This window comes from Streptomyces sp. HM190, assembly GCF_009857135.1.
Taxonomy (GTDB): domain Bacteria; phylum Actinomycetota; class Actinomycetes; order Streptomycetales; family Streptomycetaceae; genus Streptomyces; species Streptomyces heilongjiangensis.
Window position 1 is genome coordinate 4240924 of sequence record NZ_CP047318.1, and the last position, 23176, is coordinate 4264099.

Here is a 23176-nt window from a genome sequence, read left to right on the forward strand (position 1 = left end):
GTCACGTGCCTCAGATCTGCGTCACGTCCAACTGACCGTCCGCGTACTGCCTGCGCAGCACCTTCTTGTCGAACTTGCCGACGCTCGTCTTCGGCACGGACTCGATGATCGTCCAGCGCTCCGGCAGCTGCCACTTGGCGATGTGGCCGTCCTCCGCGAGGAAGGACCGCAGCGCCGCGAAGTCCGTGCTGGCGCCTTCCTTCAGGACGACGGTGGCCAGCGGGCGCTCGCCCCACTTCTCGTCCGGCACGGCGACGACGGCGGCCTCGGCGACGTCCGGGTGGGCCATGAGCGCGTTCTCCAGCTCCACCGAGGAGATCCACTCGCCGCCGGACTTGATGACGTCCTTGGCGCGGTCGGTGAGGGTGAGGAAGCCGTCCGGGCTGATCGTGCCGACGTCGCCCGTCTTGAGCCAGCCGTCCTCGCTGAACTTGTCCTCGGGCCGGAGGTGCTCGGCGCCCTGACCGCCGTAGTAGGCGCCCGCGATCCAGGGGCCGCGGACCTCCAGCTCACCGGCGGACTCGCCGTCCCAGGGGAGCCGCTCGCCGCCGGGGCCGGTGAGGCGGGCCTCCACGGAGGCGGGGAAGCGGCCCTGGGTGAGGCGGTACGCGAACTCCTCCTCCGAGCCCGCCTCGACATGGGCCGGCGGGCGGGCAATGGTGCCCAGCGGAGACGTCTCCGTCATGCCCCAGGCGTGGCAGACCCGCATCCCGAGCTTGTCGAACGCCTCCATGAGGGAGGGCGGGCAGGCGGAGCCGCCGATGGTGACCTGGGTGAGGGAGGCGACCTCCCGCGGGCGGGCGTTCAGCTCGGCGAGCAGGCCCTGCCAGATGGTGGGGACGGCGGCGGCGTGGGTCGGCTTCTGCGTCTCGATCATCTCGGCGAGGGGGCCGGGCTGCAGGAACCGGTCCGGCATCAGCATGTTGACGCCGGTCATGAACGTGGCGTGGGGCAGGCCCCAGGCGTTCACATGGAACTGCGGCACGACGACGAGGGAGAGGTCCGCGTCCGTCAGACCCATGGACTGGGCCATGTTGACCTGCATGGAGTGCAGGTAGATCGAGCGGTGGGAGTAGACGACGCCCTTGGGGTCGCCGGTGGTGCCGGAGGTGTAGCACATGGCCGCGGCGGAGCGTTCGTCCAGCTCGGGCCAGTCGTACGTGGTCGGCTTGCCGGCGATCAGGTCCTCGTACTCGTGCACCTGGACGCTCGCTCCGGCGAGCAGCGACCGGTCGCCGGGGCCGGACACCACGACGTGCTCCACCGGCTTGAGGTGCGGGAGGAGCGGCGCCAGGAGGGGGAGCAGCGAGCCATTGGCGATGATCACCCGGTCGGCGGCGTGGTTGACGATCCAGGCCAGCTGCTCGGGAGGCAGACGCAGGTTCAGTGTGTGGAGGACGGCTCCCATGGACGGGATGGCGAAGTACGCCTCGACATGCTCCGCGTTGTTCCACATGAGGGTCGCGACCCGCTCGTCGCTCTCGATTCCGAGGTCCTCGCGCAGCGCGTGGGCCAGCTGGGCGGTGCGGGCGCCGATCTCGGCGTAGGAGCGGCGGTCGGGTTCCCCCTCGCCGGTCCATGTGATCACCTGCGACGTCCCGTGGATGACCTGCCCGTGGGTCAGGATCCTGGAGATCAACAGCGGTACGTCCTGCATGGTGCTCAGCACGGCGTCCTCCCGGGGCGGCTCTGCCTACGCGGTGGTAACGGTTGCGCTGATTCTGCTCACATACCGCGCGGTATGTCACTAGGTGCCGAGATGATCGATCAGACAGAGTTACCTGGGCAGCTCGCTCGCCGCCGCATGCCGGGCCAACGATCGGGCTAGCGCACGGGTTCCAGCTCCGGGTCCTCCCGCAGCTTGCCGAGCGCCCGGGACACCGCCGACTTCACCGTGCCCACCGAGACCCCGAGGACCTCGGCCGTCTGCACCTCGCTCAGATCCTCGTAGTACCTGAGGACCACCATCGCCCGCTGGCGCGCCGGCAGCTTCATGATCGCCCGCCACATCGCGTCGTGCAGCGCCTGCTGTTCGGCCGGGTCGGCCGCATGGACGCCGTCCGGCTCCGGAAGCTCGTCGCACGCGAACTCGTCCACCTTGCGCTTGCGCCACTGCGACGTCCGCGTGTTCAGCAGTGCCCGCCGCACGTACCCGTCGAGCGCCCGGTGGTCCTCGATCCGCTCCCAGGCGACGTACGTCTTGGCCAGCGCGGTCTGCAGCAGGTCCTCGGCGTCGCTCGGGTTCGCCGTCAGTGACCGGGCGGCCCGCAGCAGCAGCGGCTGGCGGGCCTTCACGTACGCCGAGAACGACGGGTACGACAGGGTCACCAGGGGCGGGGTCGGCAGGGTCCGCGTCGCCGGTACAGCGGCGTTCGAAGCGCTGGTGCAGACGAGTGTGGTCATGACTCCACGCTAGGAGCGGGCCCGCCCCGGCGGATCGGCCGCAGGTCCCGAAGACGAATCCCCCTCAGGTTGTAGGAGTGGGGCGGACCCCACCTACTGGAGGTGGATGAACGGCCCCCATCCACTGAGGGTGTACCCCTGAGGAACACCTGCCCGGGACGTACGGGCCTCCACCTGGGCGGGGTGTACGGAACGGCGTTCGGGGAGCACCCGAACGAGGGGTACGGGTACGGGGGCGCCGACTTACCCCGTCCGTGACCCGAGCCCCGATCGCTGGTCCCCGCGCTCTTGCCCCGAGCCCGGTCCCGGATCCCCGGGCCCGGAGCCTTGAGCCCCTTGTTCCGAGCGCCGGGCCCCAGGCCGTGGCCCTCAGCCGTCCGTGCCCAGCACCAGGCCCGAGGTCGGTACCCCGGTGCCCGCGGTGACCAGGACGTGTTCCGTGCCGGCGATCTGGTTGACCGCGGTGCCGCGGAGCTGTCGTACCGCCTCCGCGATGCCGTTCATACCGTGCAGGTACGCCTCGCCGAGCTGGCCGCCGTGCGTGTTCAGCGGAAGCCGTTCCTCCGCGACGAAACCGGCCGCCTCCCCGGCCGCGCAGAACCCGAACTCCTCCAGCTGCATCAGGACGAACGGCGTGAAGTGGTCGTACAGGATGCCCACGTCGATGTCGCCCGGCCCGAGCCCGGAGGTCCGCCACAGCTGGCGGGCGACCACCCCCATCTCGGGCAGTCCGGTCAGATCGCCGCCGTAGAAGCCGGTCATCTGCTCCTGGGCCCGGCCGGCGCCCTGCGCCGCGGCGACGATCACCGCGGGCGGGTTCGGCAGGTCCCGCGCCCGCTCCGCCGACGTCACGACGAGGGCCTGGCCACCGTCCGTCTCCTGGCAGCAGTCCAGCAGCCGCAGCGGCTCGACGATCCACCGGGAGGCCGCGTGCTCGGCGAGCGTGATGGGGCGCCCGTGGAAGTACGCCGCCGGGTTGGTCGCCGCGTACTTGCGGTCCACCACCGCCACGTGCCCGAACGCCTCCGGGGTCAGCCCGTGGGTGTGGAGGTACCGCTGCGCCGCCATCGCCACCCAGGACGCGGGGGTGAGCAGCCCGAACGGCAGGGTCCAGCCGAGGGCCGCCCCCTCCGCCGACGGCTCGCGGTGCCGCACCCCGGCCCCGAACCGCCGCCCCGACCGCTCGTTGAACGCGCGGTAGCAGACCACGACGTCCGCGACGCCCGCCGCCACGGCCAGCGCCGCCTGCTGCACCGTCGCGCACGCCGCGCCACCGCCGTAGTGGACGCGGGAGAAGAAGGACAGCTCCCCGATGCCGGCGGCCTGCGCGACGGTGATCTCCGGGCTGGTGTCCATCGTGAACGTCACCATCCCGTCCACGTCCCCGGGCGACAGCCCCGCGTCGTCCAGCGCGGCCCGCACCGCCTCCACGGCCAGCCGCAGCTCACTGCGGGCCGAGTCCTTGGAGAAGTCGGTCGCCCCGATCCCGACGACGGCGGCCCGCCCGCCGAGCCGGTCCTTCGCCCGCACGCTCATACGACGCCCTCCGCCGGGACCGTGACCGTGACCGTGCCCGTGACATGACGGCCGATGCCGTTGTCCCCGACGACCTTCACGGTGGCCGTGTCCCCGTCGATCTCCTCGACCGTGCCCGACAGCACCATCGTGTCGCCGGGGTAGTTGGGCGCGCCGAGCCGGATGGCGACCCCGCGCAGGACGGCCCGCGGGCCGAAGCAGTCGGTGACGTACCGTCCGACCAGCCCGTTCGTCGTCAGGATGTTCATGAAGACGTCGGGTGATCCGCGCCGCCGCGCCAGCTCCGGGTCGTGGTGCACGTCCTGGTAGTCGCGCGAGGCGATGGCTCCGGCGACCACGAGGGTCCGCGTGACCGGGATCCGCAGCGGAGGCAGCGCGTCCCCGGCCCTCATGCCGGCGCCCCTTCCTCCGCGCGGAAGACGGGCAGCTCGAGCTCCTCGTCGTAGCGCACGAAGGCGAGTCGTACGGGCATGCCGATCCGCACCTTGTCGTACGGCACCCCGATGACGTTGCTGATCATCCGTACGCCCTCGGCGAGTTCGATCAGACCGACGGCGTAGGGGGGATCGAAGGCCGGGAAGGGCGGGTGGTGCATGACGACGTACGAGTGGACGGTGCCCGCGCCGCTCGCCTCGACGGTGTCCCACTCGGGCGAGCCGCAGGCGTTGCACCCCGGCAGCCAGGGGAAACGCAGTGTGCCGCATCCGGTGCAGCGCTGGATGAGGAGGCGGTGGCGTGCGACGCCTTCCCAGAAGCCCGCGTTGTCGCGGTTGACGACGGGGCGGGGGCGGCGCGGGGCCGGATCCGGTGGCGGGGCCGCGGCGCGCGGCGCGTACTTCAGGATCCGGAAGCGATGGGTGCCGGCGAGTTCGCCGCCGACGCGGACGTCCGTGCGGGTGGTGACGAAGTACCCGGTGCCGAGCCTGGTGGTCTTGCGGTCCGACACCGACTCGATGACGGAGTCGAAGCTGACCTCGTCCCCGGGACGCAGCACCCGCAGGTACTCCTGCTCGCAGTCGGTGGCGACGACGGAGGTGTACCCGGCACCGTCGAGGAGCGCGAGGAGTTCGTCGTACGCCGGCGCACGCGTCTCGTGCCCGCTCAGCCCGCCCATCGTCCACACCTGGAGCATGGTGGGCGGCGCGATCGCGTCGGGGCCGGTGTACGCGGGGTTGGTGTCGCCCATGGCCTCGCACCAGTGCCGGATCATGGGCGAGTTGACGGGGTCCTTGCCGAGACCGCCGCGTACGGCCGGGCGCCCCTCGTAGACCTTGAGTCGTACGGACAGATCCTCGACCACCACGCCACGGCCCCCTCCGGAGGGATGCTGACTCCGCATTTCTGACTACCCGTCAGATTGAAGGAAGAGGCGGGGGAACTGTCAATACGCCTGCGCGGCGGCACCGAAGTACCGCCGCACAGGCGCACTGCACCCCACGAGCGTGTCCCACACCCGGGGTGACGGCCCCTGGGCCACAAGACCCGGACCCGCCGCCCCCGTTCCCTCACCAGATGGCGGTGAAGCCGACGACGGCGTTGCCCTGGTCGATGGCCGTGAGGCCGGAGCCGTTGACCTGAGCCGTGTTGTTCTGGTTCGAGGCGCCGGAGCCGACGGCCTGCTGCTGCGAGGTGGACGAGTTGCCGCTGTTGTTCCCACCGACTCCGCTGCCGAGGATTCCGGCGTTGGCCGCGTTCGATCCGTTGTCCGCGCCGACATCACTGGCCGCCGCCGCGGCACCGCCGAAGAGGGCGACGGCGAGCGGCAGGGCCGAGACGGCGGCCAGAACGCGGGCAGTACGGATGCTTGCCATGTATGTCCTCCTGGACGTTTCCCAAGCACGAGGCGCACGCGGGCGGTTGGCCGACCGTTCCGGTGCTGGTCATCGACGTCGCGCCATCAGAGTTGCCCACCGAAACCCGGCGAACCACCCCGGGAGCCCCGATTCCCCCTCAAGCGTGAGGACTTGTCGATAAACCCCCTTGAATCAAAGGAACCGCAGGCTCAGCACGGGAACGACCGCCCGGCCTCCGCTAGATCAAGCGGGACAAGGACCGAAGCGCGGCGGCAGACCCCCGGCACCCCGCGAGGTGACGCCGGCCGCACCCGAAACCCCGCCCGAACCCCCTTCCCTTTATCGAACGTACGTACGAACATAGAGGCATGGCCACCCTGGACCGGCAGGCCACCACCCTGGCCCTGGCACACGCCCTCTCCGCCGCCGAACGCGGACTGGCGGTGATCCCCCTGTCCCGCTCGAAACTCCCGGCCCTGCGCTCCCCCCACCGCAACGACCCGACCCCCGCCCCCTGCCACGGCGAATGCGGCCGCCTCGGCCACGGCGTGTACGACGCCTCGACCGACCCCCGCCGCGTCCGCGCGCTGTTCGCCGCCGCTCCCTGGGCCACCGGCTACGGCATCGCGTGCGGACTCCACCCCCACCATCTGATCGGCGTCGACCTCGACACGAAATCCGGCACGGACTCCTCCGCGGCCCTCCGCGAACTGGCCCTGCGCCACCTCTTCACGATCCCGGACACGGTCGTGGTCACGACTCCCAGCGGAGGCCGCCACCTGTGGCTCACCGGCCCACCCGACGTGGTGGTGCCGAACTCGGCGAGCCGTCTCGCCCCCGGCATCGACATCCGGGGCGCCGGCGGCTACCTGGTCGGCCCCGGCTCCCGCACGGACCACGGCGTATACGGCACGGCCCCGGGAACGGCCCACCTCCCGCCGGCCCCCTGCCCCTCGGCGCTGCTGCGCCTGCTCGTGCCGCCGCGAAGGGCTCCGCGAGAGCGCACAGGCACCGACGGCGGACGGGGCCGGGGTCCGGGCCTGGGCCGTGACCCCGGCGTCGACCGGGGCGGTGACCGCGGCCTCGGACGCGGCCATGGGCGCGTAACCCACGGCCACGGATTGATCCACTTCGTCCTCACCGCCCGCGAAGGGCAACGCAACACCCGCCTGTTCTGGGCCGCCTGCCGCGCCTACGAGAACGGGCTCGGCCCCGACCTCGCCGACGCGCTCACAGACGCCGCGATCCACACGGGGCTCACGGAACGCGAGGCCCGCTCGACGGTGGCTTCGGCGGCACGGATGTCGGGGCGGAGGGGGTGGGGGGCGGAGGGGGTGAGCGGGTTAGGAGAGGGCTGAGGGGGTGAGGAGGGCCTCGTAGCAACTGACCTCGTCCGCGCTACCGCGTGCCACCCGCGTCGCGGGTACGGGCCCTTCCGCGCGTGCCACCCACCGCGCGGGGGCGGCTCCTCACCCGCGTGCCACCTACCGCGGGGGCGGCTCTTCCCGGCCGCCCGGGTCGGTCTGGCCTGGCTGATCCGTGCCCAGCTGCTGCTTGAGCCGGTCCTGAGCGGTGTCGACGTGACGCCTGTGCTTGCCCCGGGTCCTCTCGTCGACGAAGTCCCCGGCCCGATCGACACCCTTGCCGGCCTGCTCCTCATGGCCCTTGAGCATGTGCTTCAGCTTGTCCATCATCGACATCGCGGCTCCTTCCGCCGTTCGTCATCCCCTCCAGAATCAGTGCCCGTCCCCCACCCCGCATCCGGAGGCACGGAACGGGCGCCCCGCGAACCGGGACGCCCCTCCGCCGGCGGGTTCACCGGAACACGCGCGCTCACCCACCGCTCGCCCCGTACCACTCACCCCGTGCGGCTGACGCCGGAGGCGACGAACCGCCGGTGCAGAGGGCTGAAGACGATCTCGTGCGCCTCGGCCGGCCCGGCCTTCTGGATCACGGGCGCGAGCCGCTCGCCGAAGAACGCCTCGAACGCCTCGAACGCCTCCCGGGAGTCCCACACATCGGTCACATGGAGCCCTTGGTCGTCGAACCAGGCCACATGCGGCTGCCCACCGGCCGTCGGCGCCTCCTCCCAACCGGCCGCGTCCCGCACCGCGTCGTACTGCTCCGGTGTGACCCCCGCCCAGTGCATCGACAACACCACGGCCGTGCCAGGCCCTCTTCAGCTGTTCCCTCGCCGAAACCGGCACGGGGATCGTTCCAGCCACCGGGTTCCACCCGGCAGAGCGTGCGGACGCACACCGGCGAGCGGCCAAGCCCCCGTACGCCCGCCCGGCACGGCGCTGCGTGAGCCCACGGACTTGTGCGATACGTCGGTGCCGGCCGGCCTCCGGTGGTCCCCGTGGTCCCGAGGTTCCCGGCGTGACGGGGTTTTCCCGAGGGATGTGCCGACGGCCACAGCGGGCCGGAGACGCGTAGGCTCATACTGAGCCATGACAAAGCCCGCGGCACCGAAGCGTCATTTGCCCACCAGCCCGTTCAAGGCCCCGGTCGCACCGGCTCCCAAGCACTTCGCCCTCGGCGACCAGGTCACGCACGACGTGTACGGACTCGGCCGGGTCGTCGGCATCGAGGACGGGATCGCGGCGCTCGTCGATTTCGGCTCGTCACAGGTGCGGATCTCCAGCCCGTACGCCAAGATGACCAAGCTGTAGAACCGCTGTGCCCGGTCACGGCACGCCAGGTCCCCGCAGGGACCTGTAACGAAAGGCAGACCTCTCATCGACCCGACCTCGCTGTTCTCCGCCATGGAAGGGCAGCCCAGCCGTCCCGCCGCGGTATCGCCGCCTCCGACCACCGACCCGTTCCGGGCCCCGGACTTCGGAGAGGACGAGCCCTACTGGCCCGAGGACGCCCAGGACCCGGCCCCGAGCCCCGTCGCCCGGCCGACCCGGTCAGCGCGGCCCCCGAAGGCCGCCTGACGCCCACCGCGCGGAAGCAGGGCCCCTGACCACCCACCGTGGCCAGGGGCCCTTCCAGGGGCCCTTCACGACGTCCCCGACGTCCCCGACGTCCCTGACGTGGCACATGACGCCGGTCGCCCGCCGCCCGGCCACTTCCCCGTCCCGTCACAGCGCCTCGTCCTCCGTCCCGCCGGACCACCGGACCGCCGTTCACAGCCGTCAAGGCGGAAGAAGTCCGGCGGTGTGAGCGCACGAGCGGCCACCATGCCGCCACGCTCCGGAGCAGTACAGCTGGACGACCACGGCCACGACCACGACCACGGCCACGGCCACGGCCACGGCCACGGCCACGGCCACAGAGTGAAGCCAGTCGCAGCGCAGGTGGGGCAAGCACAGGACGGGACTGAACAGCCCCGGTACGACGTCAGCCAGCAGCCACCGTGTCCGACGTTTCCTCGTCCTCCCCACCGGAGAACGTCAGCCAGGCGCCCCCGTAGATCGCACCGAGTGACACCAGCGCCGAACCATGCCGCAGCAACCTCACGCCGCCTTCCCCATCACGAAGAGCCCCGAAGACAAGCCAGGCCGCAAGGCCGATACCGCCCACCACACCCGCGATCCCGGCCGTTCGACGTAACGCAATACTCATGAGTACGTGATCTCCCACTCCTCCCGGCCCCCACCACCGACCGGCCCAGGAAGAGCGCGAAACGGCCCCCGACCGTCTCATTCGGTCAGGGGCCGCTCACCACGCGGTGGGAGTGGGATTCGAACCCACGGTGACTTGCGCCACGACGGTTCTCAAGAGCGTCCCGATTTCAGGGAACGCGACGCTCTGACCTGGACCGATGCGTCAAGCACCGGAACGGCCCGGAACGTTGGCCCACGTATGTCCCACCGACTCCTTGTCGGGCCCGAGACCTCTTCGTCCCGAAGCCACTTGGGCGAGGGTGGTGCCATGGGCTGGTGCGGCGTTCACCTGCACTGTTGGTCCGCGGACGTTCGCGGTCGAACGCCGGTGTTCGTCGGCGTTGTCACGCAGTTGGACACCTACCCGCGCACGTGGCGGCGCTGGGAGTCGTCTGCTCGTTGCCGTCACAGTGTGGTGACTGCCGACTGCCGTCGCGCGGTACCGTGAGGTGTTCCGTTCCTTGTCGTGCGGGAAGTTCTCATGGCTCGCCGTTCCCCGGGCGAGATCAGGGCCGAACGGCCTCGGCGCGTGCCGGCTGGCCGGCTCCTGGTCATTGACGGGCTGTGCGCCGCGACGACTCACGAGATCTCTCGGTTCGAGGTTCGTCATCAACTGCCGGCAGGACATGTTGCCCGTGCCTTCCGGGCCTGGGCTCTGGCCCTGCACGAGTGGCCGGGCCAGGGAGCGAACCACGGCTACGGGACAACCTGCTGGAGGGACATGCACGCCCGAACGCTGTTGGAGGATGTGGCGGCATCGATGCGGCGCAAGAACAGACGTGACCTTCTAGCGGCGATCGATCCCCTGGACGACCGCTACGTCTCACGAACACTCCCCGACCCCTACGCTGCCGGCTGGGACCCGTGGTGGAAGCGTCGTCTCACAGATTGATCGGCGCTGCGCCGTTTCAGAGAGCAATGCTCGTGACCTGTGGATCGGACTCGGGCGGGGTGCCTCGCGGAACGCGGAGGGCGTAGCTTCCCGAGTGCTCGATTTCTGGTCATCGAGTAGGCCCGCGTTGCAGCGCGGGTCGGGGAGGCACGCCCGTGCTGAGCGCGTCAACAAGGACGGGACCACCGAGGGCGGCTCCCTGATGGACGACATCGTCCGTGAGGCCGCCCGTCGGATGCTCGCCGCGGCCCAAGAAGCCGAAGTCAACCAGTACATAGTCGAGTTGGTGGGCGAGCGGGACGAGGTCGGTCGTCGTCCGGTGGTCCGCAACGGCCACCACCGGGAGCGGACGGTGACCACCGCCGCCGGGCCGATTGCGGTGAAGGCACCGCGGGTGAAAGACAAGCGGGTCGATGGCGAGACGGGCGAGCACAGGAGCACGTGATCGACCTGATAGAGATGAGGCCCGACCGTAAACGTTCTTGGTTGGGCTCATCCCCGTTCCTCCGCACGACAGAAGTCAGCTCTGGGCGCCGAACGCTGCGTCAGGCCGTAAAATCTCCTTGGAGCTGCGCTCAGCTCGGCGCTGCCGAGTCTCGCACTGTCCCTCTCCGCGGCCGTCATCTGCAAGGTCCTGGCATCGAAGTTGAACAACGACGACCAGACCATGGAGACGAACGACGAGGAGAACCGTATGGCTGATGAACCGAAGTCAAGCAGGATGAAGCAGTGGGCGAGCGCCCTTTGTGACGTACTGGGAGACCTTGCAGTCGGCTTCGCGGGCGGGGCAGTGTCGAGCTGAGCGCAGCTCCTCTGACGTACAGCAGCGAAGTACAGCAACCACAGGAACCGACCTCACCCAATAACGTCCCTTCAGGGCCGTAGGGCAGCCGGTACGACCGTTCGCGACCGGTCCCCAGAGAGCTAACGATCAGAAGGTGCACGTGCCCCATCCGCACCCGATCCAGTGGGAAGCCACGGGGAACCACGATGCCGAGCGGAAACCGCGCACGACGACGGCCCCTGACCAATTACCTGGTCAGGGGCCGTTTCACCTGGCGGTGGGTGTGGGATTTGAACCCACGGTGACTTGCGCCACGACGGTTTTCAAGACCGTTCCCTTAGGCCGCTCGGGCAACCCACCCGCGCCCCGGCCCACCAGGGGCGGAGCGGGTACAGCGTACCGGCCCTGCGCGGTGCGCGGGGGCCGTGGGCCGTGCCACGGGCCCTTCGGCGGGGGACGGGTCACGCACCAGCCCGGGGGTGGGCCGGTGCGTGGAGCCCGGCGTGTCCGTCGGACGGCTGGAGCACGTGCGTGTCAGCCGGCCGGCGCGCGCCCCGTCAGCTGTCGCCCTCGCGTTCGCCGAGGGTGACCTCGGCGGTGCGGGTCTTGCCGTCGCGGGTGTACGTGAGCGTGACCTTGTCACCGGGCTGGTGGGTCCAGATCTCGCCGATGAGGGTGGGGCCGCTGTCGATGACGTGGTCGTCGAGCTTGGTGATCACGTCGCCGGACTTCAGACCGGCCTTGTCGGCGGGGCCGTTGGGCGTGACCGAGGGCGTGCCGTTCTCGCCGGAGTCCGTGATCTCCGCCCCGCCGGTGCCCTCGCTGAGCGAGACCGACGCGCCGATCACCGGGTACACCGGCTTGCCCGTCTTGATCAGTTGCTGGGCCACGTTCTTCGCCTGGTTGATCGGGATCGCGAAGCCCAGGCCGATCGAACCCGCCTGGCCGGAGCCGAAGCCGCCGTTGCTCGCGGACTGGATCGCCGAGTTGATGCCGATGACGTTGCCCCGGGCGTCGAGCAGTGGGCCACCGGAGTTGCCGGGGTTGATCGACGCGTCGGTCTGCAGGGCACTCATGTACGAGGCCTTGCTGCCCGAGGAACCGTCGCTGGAGGCGACCGGGCGGTTCTTCGCGCTGATGATGCCGGTCGTCACCGTGTTCGACAGGCCGAAGGGGGCGCCGATCGCGATCGTCGAGTCGCCCACCGCCACCTTGTCGGAGTCGCCGAGCGTCAGCGGGTTGAGGTCCGACGGGGCGTTCTTCAGCTTGATGACCGCCACGTCGTAGCCCTGCGCGTGGCCGACGACCTCGGCGTTGTACTTCTTGCCGTTCGGGAAGGTCGCCGTCACCTTGCCGCCGTCGACCGCGTCCGCCACCACGTGGTTGTTGGTGACGATGTGCCCTTGCTTGTCGAACACGAAGCCCGTGCCCGTGCCGCCCTCGCCGTCGCTGCCCGAAGCCTCGATCGTGACCGTGCTCGGCAGCGCCGCCGCGGCCACCGCGGCGACCGTACCGGCCGCGCGCTTGACGTCACCGCCGTTCTGGGAGGCCGAAACCGTCGTGGAGCCCGTCGAGTTGTCGCTGCGGTCGGCCAGCGTGTAGCCGATGCCACCGCCGACGCCGCCCGCCACCAGCGCGGCCACCAGGACCGCCGCGATCAGACCGCCGCGCTTGCTGCCGCCCGGCTTGGGGGACGGCTGCTGCGTCTGCTGCCACGAGGAGCCCCAGCCGCCGGCGCCACCGCCGTGCCCGCCGGCGCCGCCCTGGTCACCGGGACCGCCCGGTCCCGCGCCACCGCTGCCCTCGGCGTACGTGTGCCCGCCGTCCGCGTACGACGGGACGGCCGGCGGAGGCGGGGGCGGCCACGCCGCGTCGGGAGCGGAGCCGCCACCGGGGCCTCCCGGCACACCGGGACCGCCAGGACCACCGGGGGCCTGGCCGTAGCCACCGCCACCGCCACCGCCACCGCCACCGCCACCGCCGGGAGCCTGCCCGTAGCCGTGGCCGCCTCCATGGCCGGGGGCCGACGCGGCCGCGTACCCGGGCGCACCCGTGGTCACCAGTTCCGGCTGCGCCTGCTGCCCGTACGCCTGCTGCCCTTGCGGGTGCTGTCCGTGCGGCTGCTGCTGGGCGTGGGCCACCGGCTGCTCGTGCGGCTGCGGCTGCGAGCGCGGGTGGTGCGGCTGAACCGCCGTCTGGTCCGGCGCGGCCGGGGGGACCGGCGGGAGCTGGGTCGTCGGGGCGTTCCCGGCGGTGGTGGCGCCAGGGGCGGCCGGGTGCGCCGCGGGGGCGGTCGGTGCCGGCTCGGAGGTGTTTCCCGCGGGGGCCGCGCTCGGCTCGGGGGCGGGGGCCGGCGCGGAGGCAGCGGGAGTGTCCACCGGCACGGGAGGTGCGGACGGGGCCGGGGGTACCGCGGTGCCCTCGTTCTCGGTGCTCACAGCTTCTCTCCTCGATCCACGGCTGTCACCTGTCAGCGGTCGGCTCGTCTTGGTCGCACGGCGGGGTCGCGCGCGAGTTTGTATGCGGTCAGCTTTTCCCACGAGCCGTCAGGGCACCATAAGTGGTGCCTGTGGGTCCGGGAGCAACCTTTATATAGGATCTATCGGGCTTACGGCGCGTATCACCCTTGATGCGGTAGCCGTACGACGCCACCGTCACGACGCGTACCCCCTTCACGGTGGCACCATGACGCGGTGACCCACGCACGACAGCTCCCGATCCAGGTCGTCGCCCACCGAGGAGCCTCCGAGGAGGCCCCCGAGCACACCCTGGCCGCGTACAAGAAAGCGATCGAGGACGGTGCGGACGCCCTCGAGTGCGATGTCCGGCTGACCGCGGACGGCCATCTGGTCTGTGTCCACGACCGACGCGTCAACCGTACGTCGAACGGCCGCGGCGCGGTGTCCGCCCTGGAGCTCGCCGATCTGGCCGCCCTGGACTTCGGCTCCTGGAAGAACGGCGACGAGGCACCCGACTGGGAGATCGCCCCCGAGGAACGGGCCGACACCTCCGTCCTCACCCTGGAACGGCTGCTCGAACTCGTGGCCGACGCGGGGCGCCGCGTGGAACTGGCCATCGAGACCAAGCACCCCACGCGCTGGGCGGGGCAGGTCGAGGAGCGGCTGCTGGTGCTGCTGAAGCGGTTCGGGCTGGACACGCCGGTGTCGGCGGCCGAGTCGCCGGTACGGATCATGAGCTTCTCGGCGCGCTCGCTGCACCGTGTGCGGGCAGCCTCCCCGACGCTGCCGGCGGTCTACCTGATGCAGTTCGTCTCGCCCCGGCTGCGCGACGGACGCCTGCCGGCCGGTGTCCGGATCGCGGGCCCCTCCATCCGGATCGTGCGCAACCACCCCGCGTACATCGAGCGCCTGAAGAAGGCCGGCCACCAGGTCCACGTATGGACGGTGAACGAACCCGAGGACGTCGACCTCTGCGTCGGCCTCGGCGTCGACGCGATCATCACCAACCGCCCCCGCGCGGTCCTCGACCAGCTCCACCGCTGACCCTCACCCACCACCGGCCCCGACCCCTCACCGCGCACACGCCGCCGATCCCTCGACGCACGCACTTCGCCGATCCCTCGGCACACACGCTCCGCCGCCTCCCTCCACGCGCCGCTCCGCCTCCGGTCCGAATACGCGCATGTTCACTCTTGGCCATGCCACTGGCCCCCTCCGCAGCCCCGCAGGCGGTTTCGCGGAGGTAAGAATTCCGCCAGAACGGCGTATCTGTGTGCGCGGACAAGTCCGTACATTGAGGCCGAAATTCAGCCAGCTCCTCACAGGGAGTGCACCGGCGCGTTCGGAAAGTATTCGATCGTTGTGAGTGCGTCAGAGCACAGGTGTTGGCCGGTTTCCAGTCCAGTCCCATGGGGCATTCACACCGTGGCGTGGGGCGAAGGAGGTCTCGGGGGTGGCGTTGGTGGTGGCACAGGAGGTGCCCACGTCGTCGAGCATGGCCGTACCCCATGGCCCTGCGGGCGTGGGGCAGGCGAGGCACCGGTTGCGTGATCAGTTGCGCGAGGGCGGTGTGGCGGAATCGGTCATCGACGACGCCCTGCTGATCCTTTCCGAACTACTGAGCAATGCCTGCAAACACGGCAGGCCCCTCAACGACGCGCTGGCCGGCGACGGCGACGTGCGCTGCGCATGGCGCATGGACCCCTCGGGGCGGCTCACCCTGGAGGTCACGGACGGCGGTGGTCCGACCCGCCCGGTTCCGTCCACGCCCTCGGTCACCGCACACGGCGGCCGCGGGCTGAACATCGTGACGGCACTGGCCGACGACTGGGGCGTACGGGACGACGCCCGGGGCGAGGTCACGGTGTGGGTCGTCGTCCAGGACGACGTGCGGCACACCCACCGCCGGGACGACTTCGCCACGCGCGTCACGGCCCCGTCGGTCTCGTCCCTCCCCGACCTGGACTTCGCGGACCCGTTCGAGGACATCGACTGACACTTCCCGGACTCGACCCCATCCGCCCCGCCCGTCCCACCCGCCCCGCCCGTCCCGTCCGTCCTCCGCCCCTCACCCCCTTCCTCCGGCCGTCACCTCCCGCAGTGGTCCGTCCTTCCCGCGGACGCCCCTTCTCGCGGCAGTAGGGCGGGCCACCAGCGAACAACCTGGCCTGAATCACCGGTTCAGGGACGTCTCGGTGCGTTGTCCACAGGGTCCCGTCGGCCGCCGTACGAGCGGCTAGGCTCGCGCCAGTACGAGACGAGCCGTGATCGGGAGACACCCACGATGGCCAAGAAGCGACCTCACACGAAGGCCAAGCGCCCGCAGGGCACCGGCGCAGTCGGCACCGCAGGCGCCGATGGGCAGGTCCCCGTCGTCGGTGCCCGCGAGCCCTGCCCCTGCGGCAGCGGCCGCCGCTACAAGGCCTGTCACGGCCGGGCCGCCGCGCAGGCCGTGACCGAGCTGGTGCAGCGCCCGTTCGAGGGCCTGCCCGGCGAGTGCGACTGGGTGGCGCTGCGCGAGCTGGTCCCCGCCGCGACCGTCGAGCTGAAGCTGCGCGAGGCGCTCCCCGAGGGCGTCCCGTCGGTCACGCTCGCCACCGTCCTGCCGATGGCGTGGCCCGCGCTGCGTCGCGACGACGGCTCGGTGCTGATCGGCCTGCAGAACGACACGGCGTCGGGCGACATCAGCCGCGACCTCGCCGACACCCTCCAGCGCGCCCTGGTCGCCGAGCCGGGCACCCCCGTCCAGGGCCGGCGTGCCCCGGCCGACGGGCCGCGGCTGCAGGACCTGCTCGACCTCGAAGGTGAGTTCGAGCCAGTTGTGCACACGGGCTTCGAGTTCTGGGTCCCCGACACGGACAACGCCACCCCGGAGGTCACCGCCTCCCTGGAGCGGGCCAACTCCGCGGCGATCCCGACCGTGAAGCTCTCCGGCGTCGACGCGGCCTACTGGTGCGAGACCCCCGACAAGAACCATCTGCGCTGGGTCATGCCGCACCCGGAGGAGCGTCTTCTGGACGCTCTGGCGCGGTTGCACGCGGCGGGCGCCTCCAGCCTCGGTGAGGGCACCCGTCTGGTGGGCTCCTTCCGTGCTCACGGGCTCACGGTGCCCGTGTGGGACCTCCCCAGCGGGGTCGGCGCGGACGACATCGAGAAGCCGGCCGCGGAGTTCGCCGAGCGGCTCGCCGCGGCCCTGGCGGAGGAGTCCCCGCTCACCCCGGACGAGCGCCGGGCCCGCGGCGGACTCACCAACCGGCAGGTCACGCTCAGCTGACGCGGGAAGCGCCGGCCGGTCGTCCACCGGTCGGCGCTGACCCTGCGTTCGTGGTGACTCCTGTCACAACTCCCCTACGTGACAAGCAAATTCGTGTCCGAATAGCCGAGATGGAATTTGCGAAGCGCCGATCTCTTGTTACGGTTCCATCAGCCCGGTTGCTGGTGCATCCCCCGTCGCCAGCAACCGGGTCCTTTCATGTCCGGGCCCGCGGGCGGCCGCACCTTACGGATGCGTCGCCGCCGTCAACGCCTCTGAGCGCGGCCGGAGTTGCTTCCGGAACGCAGCATCAGCGGCCCGCTGCCGTCGGATGCGGCGAACTCCGTCACGGCCGTGTACGCGCCCGGCTCGCCCTGAGTGCGCTCCCTCGGTGTCTCACACACCCCTGGTTCGTCCTGCGCGCCCACGGCGCAGTGCATGCGCACACTGCGTCCGCCGGGCCCCATCATGCTGAGGACGGAACTCAGCTCACGTCCGGTCGCGTTGCGGTAGTACGTTCGCGCCCAGGTCTCCGCCCCCTGGGTGAGGACGCAGGTCTGGGCCTCGATGCCGTCGGGTGAGGTGAGTTCGGGGCCGCAGCGGGCGGCGGTGGCGAGCCCGAGGCCGAGCAGGGGGTGCGAACGCGACGACTCCGCGTCCCCGCGGCCGTCGGGCGCCTTGGCGTCGGATCCGCCACCGGGCCCGGCCGCCGGCCTCCCGGAGTCCGCGCCCTCGGAGTCCCCGCCCCCCGCACGTCCGGCGGCCTCGGCGGCGGTGTCGGTATCGGCCCTTCCGGCGGCCTCGGCGGAGAGCCGCTCCGCACCCGTGCCGTCGAGCTGTCCGGTCGCCCGCCGGGCGGTGCCGCCGGCGTCGACCAGGGTCCCCGCCGACGCGACCAGCGGCAGGGCGAGGGTGCACGCCACGGCGACCGTCAGCCCGAGGAGCCGGAGCCCGCGCGCGTCCGGACCGCCGCGCGCCGCTGCGGTCGCTCGGTGGGTCCGGGATGCGGGCGCGGCACTGTGCCGGCCGCGCGGCGACGGGGCGCCGTGGCCCCCGGGAAGACGCTGCATGAGCGGAAGATAACGACCCACCCGGGCGCCCTGCCGAGCGCGCGCCGGGCGGGCTCAGAAGTCGGGGGCGCTCACACCCGTACGAGTGAGGGCGTCGACCACCGCGTCCACGACGGCCTCGACGTCGGGCACCCAGGGGGCGGCGGAGCCGGGCAGCGGCGCACGCTCCCAGCGGATCCCGCCGTGGCCCGTCTCGGACGGCGGCAGCGCGATGTAGCCGCCCTCGCCGTGGAAGCGGAGCGAGCCGGGGACGAAGTCCTTGGCGTAGAGCAGTTCGCCGAGCTGCTCCATCGAGTACGGGGCGACCAGGATCGACCAGCGGTGCGGGGCGGCGACGACCGGGCCGAGGCGCATGCCGCCGCGGTCCAGCGCGGCGAGGGCCCGTGCGGCGGCGAGGGCCGGCAGGCTGACCGCGCACGGCGCCCTGCCCCCGGTGGCCAGGACGATGGGTGCCGTGGGCCGGTTGGTCCACCACCAGCGGACCATGCGCTCGTCGGTGGTGGCGGCGAGCAGACCGGGATCGAACGGGTGAGCGCCGGGCACCACGCACTCCGGGTCCGGGCAGGCGCACCGGGCGCGCCCCTGCGGGTCCGGCGCCACGCCCGGGAGTACGGGCCACTGCCATTCCCTCGCGAACGTCAGGGCCTGCTCGAGCAGCTCGGGCCTCCCGCCGTTGCGCTTGGACAGGAGCCTGCGTCGCCTTCCGGGGATCTCGCGCATGAGCGCTCGTCCTTTCCGTTGCACGCATGGCAACACCGTGGGGTCACTCACAACATGTGTCGTTCACTTCACTGTGCGTACCTGCTGGCGCGTCACACCCCTGTCGCGGACAAGGGGAACCCCTGGGGGCCTGGCTCGGCTACGTCCGCGTCCAACGCTTGCGCTGACTTGCGTCTGTCCAAAGCATGGCGTGGCGTGGGGGTGGCGACGCCTGGCGTTTTGCCGTCCGGCGTGTGCTCGCCACCTCCGCCACGGGAGGATGGGGCTCGGTCGTCGGTGGATAGGACGCCCGGTTCCGTCGCCAGGTTCCGGATGACTCACGCCACCCCTGGCCTTCACCGAGTACGTACCCATCACGACCGCTGTGACGCTCTGTTGAACAAGGCCAGTCGACCTCAATACACCGTTCACCACAACACTTTTAAGCCAACTTTTCGTTTTTCAAAGGACTGGACAGTAACCCGGCCCAAGTCCAACAGGGCCACACGGACACCACATATCCCAGCAGGACAATGCTGGACATCCCCTCACGAGTGCGTGTACATGTGGAGACACTGCTAGCGGTGCAGAATGACATGGGGGTTTGCGATGCTTTTGAGCAATACGCACCGGCCGGAAGGCCGGACACCATGAACGCCCCTCACCCTCCGAAAGTGGCCGGAATCGATTCAACGGTTCCCTCTCCCGCACACACTGTCGCACCCGCGCCTGCCGCCCCGGGCGCCCCGGCAGCCAATCCCGCCACAGGAGCGGTCACGCCCCCCGGTGCCGTCCTCCAGGACCGGCTCGCCGGCTGGGTCTCGGACCTCACGACCCTGCACGAACTCACCGAACGCCTGGCCCGCACGGACACGCTCGACAGCGCCCTCCAGGAGGCCCTGAGCGCCGGAGCCGCCCTGGTCGGCGCCCAGCGCGGCCTCCTCGTCCTGGAACCGCGCGACGGACTCGGGCCCGACACGACCATCGGCCTCGGCCTCGGCCGCGCCGACCTCGGCCACATGGAGACCGTGCCGCGCAGCTCCCTGCCGTACGGCCGCATCCTCGACGGACTGCCCGGCGGTGACGGCGAGATCGCGCAACCCGACCTGTTCGCCGAGGACGGGCTCGACCCCCGTCACCGCGAGGTCGCCGCCCGGCTCGGATACGCCGCGAGCTACGCGCTCCCCCTGTCCACCGACACCGCGGGCCGCCTCGGCGCCGTCGTCTGGCTGTACGACGAGCCCGCCGAACCGGCCGAGCGCCGGCGGCACCTCGTCGGGCTGTACGCGCGGTACGCCGCCGAGCACCTGGCGCGGCTCGTCGAGGTCGAGCGGACCCGCGTGTCCATGGCGACGATCGCCGAGGAACTGCTGCCCTCCCGGCTGCCCCGGGTCGCCGGCGTCCAGCTCGCCGCCCGGCACCGCACCGGACCGCGCGGCGGCGGCGACTGGTACGACGCCCTGCCGCTGCCCGACGCCGCGCTCGGCCTCGCGGTCGGCTCGGTGACGGGGGCCGGGCCCAGCGCGGTCGCCGCGATGGGCCGACTGCGGGCCTCCCTGCGCGCGTACGCCGTCATGGAGGGCGAGGACCCGGTCGCCGTCCTCTCCGACCTCGAACTGCTGCTCCGTCTCACCGAGCCCGCCCGCTCCGCGACGGCCCTCTTCGCCTACGTGGAGCCCGCGCTGCGCAAGCTGACGCTGGCCGGGGCCGGGCACAGCCCGCCGCTGGTGATCGGCGAGCGGCGCACCGAGTTCGTGGAGACGTCCCTGTCGGCGCCGCTCGGCATGCTCGCCTGCTGGGAGGCGCCCAGCGTCGAGCTGACCGCCCAACCAGGAGAAACCGTCCTGCTGTACACCGACGGCCTCCTCCAGCGCACCGGCGAGCCCGTCGACCGTGCCTTCGCCCGGCTCCACGCGGCCGCCGCCGGCGTCCCCCGCGCGGTCCGCGCCGACCCCGGCGCCCTCGCCGACCACGTCCTGCGGACCGTCCTGCCGGACGAGCTGGACACCACGGACGGCACCGAGGACGTGGTGCTGCTGGCGGCCCGCTTCGAGTAGCCGGCCCGGCCTCCACGGCTGCTTCCCGTGAGCCCCCGGTGACCGCGCGTGAGAGGTCCTGCGGGCCCCTGGGCCCCGCCCGTCGCGACCGTACGATGGGCGGGGTCCAGTGCCGTACCTAGGAGGATGACCGTGGCGGACGAGCTCGAGCCGGCGACCCCGGAGAACGAGGCGACCGAAGCCGAGGAGCCCATCAAGCAGCGCAAGAACGGCCTGTACCCGGGCGTGTCCGACGAACTGGCCGAGAACATGAAGTCCGGCTGGGCCGACACCGAGCTGCACGACCTGCGGCCCATCGCCCAGGCCGCCGAGACCGCCGCCCGCCGCGCCGCGCTCTCCGCGCGCTTCCCCGGCGACCGGCTGGTGATCCCCTCGGGCAACCTGAAGACCCGCTCGAACGACACCGAGTACCCCTTCCGGGCGTCGGTCGAGTACGCGTACCTCACCGGCAACCAGACCGAGGACGGCGTCCTCGTCCTGGAGCCGCGGGGCGAGGGCCACGAGGCGACGCTCTACCTGCTGCCGCGGTCCGACCGCGAGAACGGCGAGTTCTGGCTCTCCGGCCAGGGCGAGCTGTGGGTCGGCCGCCGCCACTCGCTGACCGAGGCGGAGAAGCTGTACGGCATCCCCGTCTCCGACGTGCGCGAACTCGCCGACAAGCTGCGCGAGGCCACCGGCCCGGTGCGGGTCGTCCGCGGTCACGACGCCGGCATCGAGGCGGCGCTCACCGACAAGGTCACCGCCGAACGCGACGAGGAACTGCGCGTCTTCCTCTCCGAGGCGCGGCTGGTCAAGGACGCGTTCGAGATCGGCGAGCTGCAGAAGGCGGTCGACTCGACCGTGCGCGGCTTCGAGGACGTCGTCCGCGTGCTCGACAAGGCCGAGGCCACCTCGGAGCGCTACATCGAGGGGACGTTCTTCCTGCGCGCCCGGGTCGAGGGCAACGACGTCGGCTACGGCTCCATCTGCGCCGCGGGCCCGCACGCCACCACCCTGCACTGGGTCCGCAACGACGGCCCCGTGCGCTCCGGCGACCTGCTGCTGCTCGACGCCGGCGTGGAGACCCACACGTACTACACCGCCGACGTCACGCGCACGCTGCCGATCAACGGCCGCTTCAGCGAGATCCAGCGGAAGATCTACGACGCCGTGTACGACGCCCAGGAGGCCGGTATCGCGGCGGTGCAGCCGGGCGGCAAGTACCGCGACTTCCACGACGCCGCGCAGCGGGTGCTCGCCGAGCGGCTGGTGGCGTGGGGGCTCGTCGAGGGCCCCGTGGAGCGCGTCCTGGAGCTGGGCCTGCAGCGCCGGTGGACCCTGCACGGCACCGGGCACATGCTCGGCATGGACGTCCACGACTGCGCGGCGGCGCGGGTGGAGACGTACGTCGACGGCACGCTGGAGCCGGGCATGGTGCTGACCGTCGAGCCCGGGCTGTACTTCCAGGCGGACGACCTGACCGTTCCGGAGGAGTACCGGGGGATCGGCGTCCGGATCGAGGACGACATCCTCGTGACGGAGGACGGCAACCGGAACCTCAGCGCCGCGCTGCCTCGCCGAAGCGATGAGGTCGAGCTGTGGATGGCCTCCTTGAAGGGTGCCGTACAGAGCTGAGAGGGGGGCGGCGGCCGGGGTGCCCTCCGGGGGGCCGGCCGTCGTCCTTGTCTGCGGGCGGGTGGGGGTCGTTCCCGCCCACGCGGCGGAGCCGCGTGGGTCACCGCCCCGCGCGAGGAACCACACACCACCCGCACCCGCCGACGAACACGCACCCCCGAGCTACCAGGCGCCCCGGCCCGCCGCCACCGGCAGCGCGTCGGCGAACAGCGCGCCCGCGAGCAGCGATCCGCTGCCCCTCGGGCTCCAGCCGCGCTCCTGGAGGTCCGCGTCGAACGCGGCCAGGGCGCGGCGGCCGGCCGCCGTGGCCGTACCCCCCTCGTCGAGGACACCGCGGGCGCCCGCCTGGACGTGCCGGAGGCCGTGCGGGCCGGCGGTGTGGAGCAGTTCGGTGTCCTGGAGGGTCGACATGACCGTCAGCAGGGCGTCGAGTCGGGCGTCCTCCTCCGCCGTGCCGGCGGTGCGTGACGCGGCCAGGACGTCCAGGGCCCGGCGCACATGGGGGAATCCGGCGCGGGCCTCGCCCCGGGCGCCGGCCGCGCCGTACTTGGCGGAGACCGAGGACCCGCGGGACGGCCGCCGGGGTGCCCGTCGGTCGGGGTGGGCGGCGATCTGCTTCGCGGTGGCGACGAGTTCGCGGCCCCGGGCGCCCGGTTCCAGGACCGCCGCGGCGACCAGCAGGCCGAGGACCCAGGTGGCGCCCCGGTGGCCGCCCCCGGCGAGGGTCAGCGAGTGTTCGGTGGAGCGTCCTATCGCCCCCAGTTCCGCGCGGAGTTCGGGTGTCGGGGCGCCGTTGCGGCGGGCGCAGGCCGCCATCGCCGCGAGGCCGGGCAGCAGTGCCTTCGCCGACCAGCGCAGGGCGCGGTGGTCCTGGCGGGTGACCCGGGCGCGGAGGTCGCGCGGGTCGGGCAGCCCGGGTTTGGGAGTCAGCTCCAACTGCCGGGTGAGCGCGGTCACGGCGGCGTGCGCCAGCGTCTCGTCCTCGCGGCTGCTCATGGCCGTGCC

At 71.8% G+C, this 23176-nt stretch carries 20 protein-coding genes, 1 tRNA gene and 1 pseudogene; 8 read left to right on the forward strand and 14 right to left on the reverse strand.

Annotation, left to right across the window (positions count from 1 at the left end):
• Positions 1 to 10: 10 nt before the first annotated feature.
• The 6 genes from GSY65_RS18015 to GSY65_RS18040 all read right to left on the reverse strand — a co-directional run bounded on the left by GSY65_RS18015 (position 11) and on the right by GSY65_RS18040 (position 5750).
• Complete coding sequence (locus GSY65_RS18015) at positions 11 to 1669, reverse strand: long-chain fatty acid--CoA ligase (protein ID WP_201452580.1); 1659 nt, start codon at positions 1667 to 1669, stop codon at positions 11 to 13.
• Positions 1670 to 1824: 155 nt separating this feature from the next.
• Entirely contained in the window at positions 1825 to 2403 is a 579-nt protein-coding gene (locus GSY65_RS18020; protein ID WP_159769777.1) for a SigE family RNA polymerase sigma factor, read from the reverse strand.
• 369 nt (positions 2404 to 2772) lie between these two features.
• A complete protein-coding gene (locus GSY65_RS18025; RefSeq protein WP_159769780.1) occupies positions 2773 to 3939 on the reverse strand; it encodes a lipid-transfer protein in 1167 nt (388 codons plus the stop codon).
• Entirely contained in the window at positions 3936 to 4331 is a 396-nt protein-coding gene (locus GSY65_RS18030) for a MaoC family dehydratase (protein WP_159769783.1), read from the reverse strand. The genes GSY65_RS18025 and GSY65_RS18030 overlap by 4 nt, the downstream gene beginning before the upstream one ends.
• Positions 4328 to 5242 (reverse strand): bifunctional MaoC family dehydratase N-terminal/OB-fold nucleic acid binding domain-containing protein, encoded by a 915-nt coding sequence (locus GSY65_RS18035; RefSeq protein WP_443043233.1) that lies wholly within the window; start codon positions 5240 to 5242, stop codon positions 4328 to 4330. The genes GSY65_RS18030 and GSY65_RS18035 overlap by 4 nt, the downstream gene beginning before the upstream one ends.
• Positions 5243 to 5444: 202 nt before the next feature.
• Complete coding sequence (locus GSY65_RS18040) at positions 5445 to 5750, reverse strand: hypothetical protein (RefSeq protein ID WP_159769789.1); 306 nt, start codon at positions 5748 to 5750, stop codon at positions 5445 to 5447.
• Positions 5751 to 6100: 350 nt separating this feature from the next.
• Between GSY65_RS18040 and GSY65_RS18045 the strand changes: the two genes are divergently transcribed.
• Positions 6101 to 7090 carry a bifunctional DNA primase/polymerase gene (locus tag GSY65_RS18045; RefSeq protein WP_159769792.1) on the forward strand — a complete coding sequence of 330 codons (990 nt, stop codon included), beginning with the start codon at positions 6101 to 6103 and terminating at the stop codon, positions 7088 to 7090.
• 126 nt (positions 7091 to 7216) lie between these two features.
• On the opposite strand, the gene GSY65_RS18050 is transcribed toward GSY65_RS18045, so the two are convergent.
• Together GSY65_RS18050 and GSY65_RS18055 are read right to left on the reverse strand one after the other, a co-directional pair.
• Positions 7217 to 7432, reverse strand: coding sequence for an antitoxin (locus GSY65_RS18050; protein ID WP_159769795.1), 216 nt, complete (start codon positions 7430 to 7432; stop codon positions 7217 to 7219).
• A 158-nt stretch (positions 7433 to 7590) separates the two neighbouring features.
• Positions 7591 to 7881, reverse strand: coding sequence for a hypothetical protein (locus tag GSY65_RS18055; RefSeq protein ID WP_236579866.1), 291 nt, complete (start codon positions 7879 to 7881; stop codon positions 7591 to 7593).
• A gap of 301 nt (positions 7882 to 8182) precedes the next feature.
• Here GSY65_RS18055 and GSY65_RS18060 point away from each other — a divergent pair, with 301 nt between their 5' ends.
• On the forward strand, positions 8183 to 8404 hold the full coding sequence (locus tag GSY65_RS18060) for a hypothetical protein (protein WP_159769801.1): 222 nt from the start codon (positions 8183 to 8185) through the stop codon (positions 8402 to 8404).
• A gap of 673 nt (positions 8405 to 9077) precedes the next feature.
• Here GSY65_RS18060 and GSY65_RS18065 read toward each other — a convergent pair.
• Positions 9078 to 9302: a hypothetical protein gene (locus GSY65_RS18065; RefSeq protein WP_159769803.1), complete on the reverse strand. Its 225-nt coding sequence runs from the start codon at positions 9300 to 9302 to the stop codon at positions 9078 to 9080.
• A 1135-nt stretch (positions 9303 to 10437) separates the two neighbouring features.
• Here GSY65_RS18065 and GSY65_RS18070 point away from each other — a divergent pair.
• A pseudogene (locus GSY65_RS18070) lies at positions 10438 to 10671 on the forward strand (transposase); the annotation flags it as partial.
• Positions 10672 to 11291: 620 nt separating this feature from the next.
• Here the strand turns inward: GSY65_RS18070 and GSY65_RS18075 are convergent.
• Positions 11292 to 11379 (reverse strand) — tRNA-Ser (locus tag GSY65_RS18075).
• Positions 11380 to 11576: 197 nt separating this feature from the next.
• Positions 11577 to 13457 carry a S1C family serine protease gene (locus GSY65_RS18080; protein ID WP_159769806.1) on the reverse strand — a complete coding sequence of 627 codons (1881 nt, stop codon included), beginning with the start codon at positions 13455 to 13457 and terminating at the stop codon, positions 11577 to 11579.
• Positions 13458 to 13712: 255 nt separating this feature from the next.
• Between GSY65_RS18080 and GSY65_RS18085 the strand changes: the two genes are divergently transcribed.
• The 3 genes from GSY65_RS18085 (at position 13713) to GSY65_RS18095 (ending at position 16752) form a co-directional block, all read left to right on the forward strand.
• Positions 13713 to 14522, forward strand: coding sequence for a glycerophosphodiester phosphodiesterase (locus GSY65_RS18085; protein WP_159769809.1), 810 nt, complete (start codon positions 13713 to 13715; stop codon positions 14520 to 14522).
• 409 nt (positions 14523 to 14931) lie between these two features.
• Positions 14932 to 15474 (forward strand): ATP-binding protein, encoded by a 543-nt coding sequence (locus GSY65_RS18090; protein WP_443043234.1) that lies wholly within the window; start codon positions 14932 to 14934, stop codon positions 15472 to 15474.
• A gap of 288 nt (positions 15475 to 15762) precedes the next feature.
• Positions 15763 to 16752: a DUF5926 family protein gene (locus tag GSY65_RS18095; protein ID WP_159769815.1), complete on the forward strand. Its 990-nt coding sequence runs from the start codon at positions 15763 to 15765 to the stop codon at positions 16750 to 16752.
• A gap of 245 nt (positions 16753 to 16997) precedes the next feature.
• Here GSY65_RS18095 and GSY65_RS18100 read toward each other — a convergent pair whose 3' ends face one another.
• The gene (locus GSY65_RS18100; RefSeq protein WP_443043235.1) at positions 16998 to 17801 is read right to left on the reverse strand and encodes a hypothetical protein; all 804 of its coding nucleotides are present in this window, start codon (positions 17799 to 17801) and stop codon (positions 16998 to 17000) included.
• A 54-nt stretch (positions 17802 to 17855) separates the two neighbouring features.
• Positions 17856 to 18521, reverse strand: a complete 666-nt coding sequence (locus tag GSY65_RS18105; protein WP_159769818.1) for a bifunctional DNA primase/polymerase — start codon at positions 18519 to 18521, stop codon at positions 17856 to 17858.
• A gap of 512 nt (positions 18522 to 19033) precedes the next feature.
• Between GSY65_RS18105 and GSY65_RS18110 the strand changes: the two genes are divergently transcribed.
• On the forward strand, positions 19034 to 20557 hold the full coding sequence (locus GSY65_RS18110; protein WP_159769821.1) for a PP2C family protein-serine/threonine phosphatase: 1524 nt from the start codon (positions 19034 to 19036) through the stop codon (positions 20555 to 20557).
• Positions 20558 to 20683: 126 nt separating this feature from the next.
• Entirely contained in the window at positions 20684 to 22171 is a 1488-nt protein-coding gene (locus tag GSY65_RS18115; RefSeq protein ID WP_159769824.1) for an aminopeptidase P family protein, read from the forward strand.
• Positions 22172 to 22333: 162 nt separating this feature from the next.
• Here GSY65_RS18115 and GSY65_RS18120 read toward each other — a convergent pair whose 3' ends face one another.
• Positions 22334 to 23167, reverse strand: coding sequence for a triphosphoribosyl-dephospho-CoA synthase (locus tag GSY65_RS18120; protein WP_159769827.1), 834 nt, complete (start codon positions 23165 to 23167; stop codon positions 22334 to 22336).
• Between the last annotated feature and the right edge of the window lie 9 nt (positions 23168 to 23176).

Bases quoted from the DNA above. Each gene is read 5' to 3' on its own strand.
- GSY65_RS18020 (WP_159769777.1), bottom strand. From the start codon at position 2,403: ATGACCACACTCGTCTGCACCAGCGCTTCGAACGCCGCTGTACCGGCG.
- GSY65_RS18025 (WP_159769780.1), bottom strand. From the start codon at position 3,939: ATGAGCGTGCGGGCGAAGGACCGGCTCGGCGGGCGGGCCGCCGTCGTC.
- GSY65_RS18030 (WP_159769783.1), bottom strand. From the start codon at position 4,331: ATGAGGGCCGGGGACGCGCTGCCTCCGCTGCGGATCCCGGTCACGCGG.
- GSY65_RS18040 (WP_159769789.1), bottom strand. From the start codon at position 5,750: ATGGCAAGCATCCGTACTGCCCGCGTTCTGGCCGCCGTCTCGGCCCTG.
- GSY65_RS18045 (WP_159769792.1), top strand. From the start codon at position 6,101: ATGGCCACCCTGGACCGGCAGGCCACCACCCTGGCCCTGGCACACGCC.
- GSY65_RS18050 (WP_159769795.1), bottom strand. From the start codon at position 7,432: ATGTCGATGATGGACAAGCTGAAGCACATGCTCAAGGGCCATGAGGAG.
- GSY65_RS18055 (WP_236579866.1), bottom strand. From the start codon at position 7,881: ATGCACTGGGCGGGGGTCACACCGGAGCAGTACGACGCGGTGCGGGAC.
- GSY65_RS18060 (WP_159769801.1), top strand. From the start codon at position 8,183: ATGACAAAGCCCGCGGCACCGAAGCGTCATTTGCCCACCAGCCCGTTC.
- GSY65_RS18065 (WP_159769803.1), bottom strand. From the start codon at position 9,302: ATGAGTATTGCGTTACGTCGAACGGCCGGGATCGCGGGTGTGGTGGGC.
- GSY65_RS18095 (WP_159769815.1), top strand. From the start codon at position 15,763: ATGGCCAAGAAGCGACCTCACACGAAGGCCAAGCGCCCGCAGGGCACC.
- GSY65_RS18100 (WP_443043235.1), bottom strand. From the start codon at position 17,801: ATGCAGCGTCTTCCCGGGGGCCACGGCGCCCCGTCGCCGCGCGGCCGG.
- GSY65_RS18105 (WP_159769818.1), bottom strand. From the start codon at position 18,521: ATGCGCGAGATCCCCGGAAGGCGACGCAGGCTCCTGTCCAAGCGCAAC.
- GSY65_RS18110 (WP_159769821.1), top strand. From the start codon at position 19,034: ATGCTGGACATCCCCTCACGAGTGCGTGTACATGTGGAGACACTGCTA.
- GSY65_RS18115 (WP_159769824.1), top strand. From the start codon at position 20,684: ATGACCGTGGCGGACGAGCTCGAGCCGGCGACCCCGGAGAACGAGGCG.
- GSY65_RS18120 (WP_159769827.1), bottom strand. From the start codon at position 23,167: ATGAGCAGCCGCGAGGACGAGACGCTGGCGCACGCCGCCGTGACCGCG.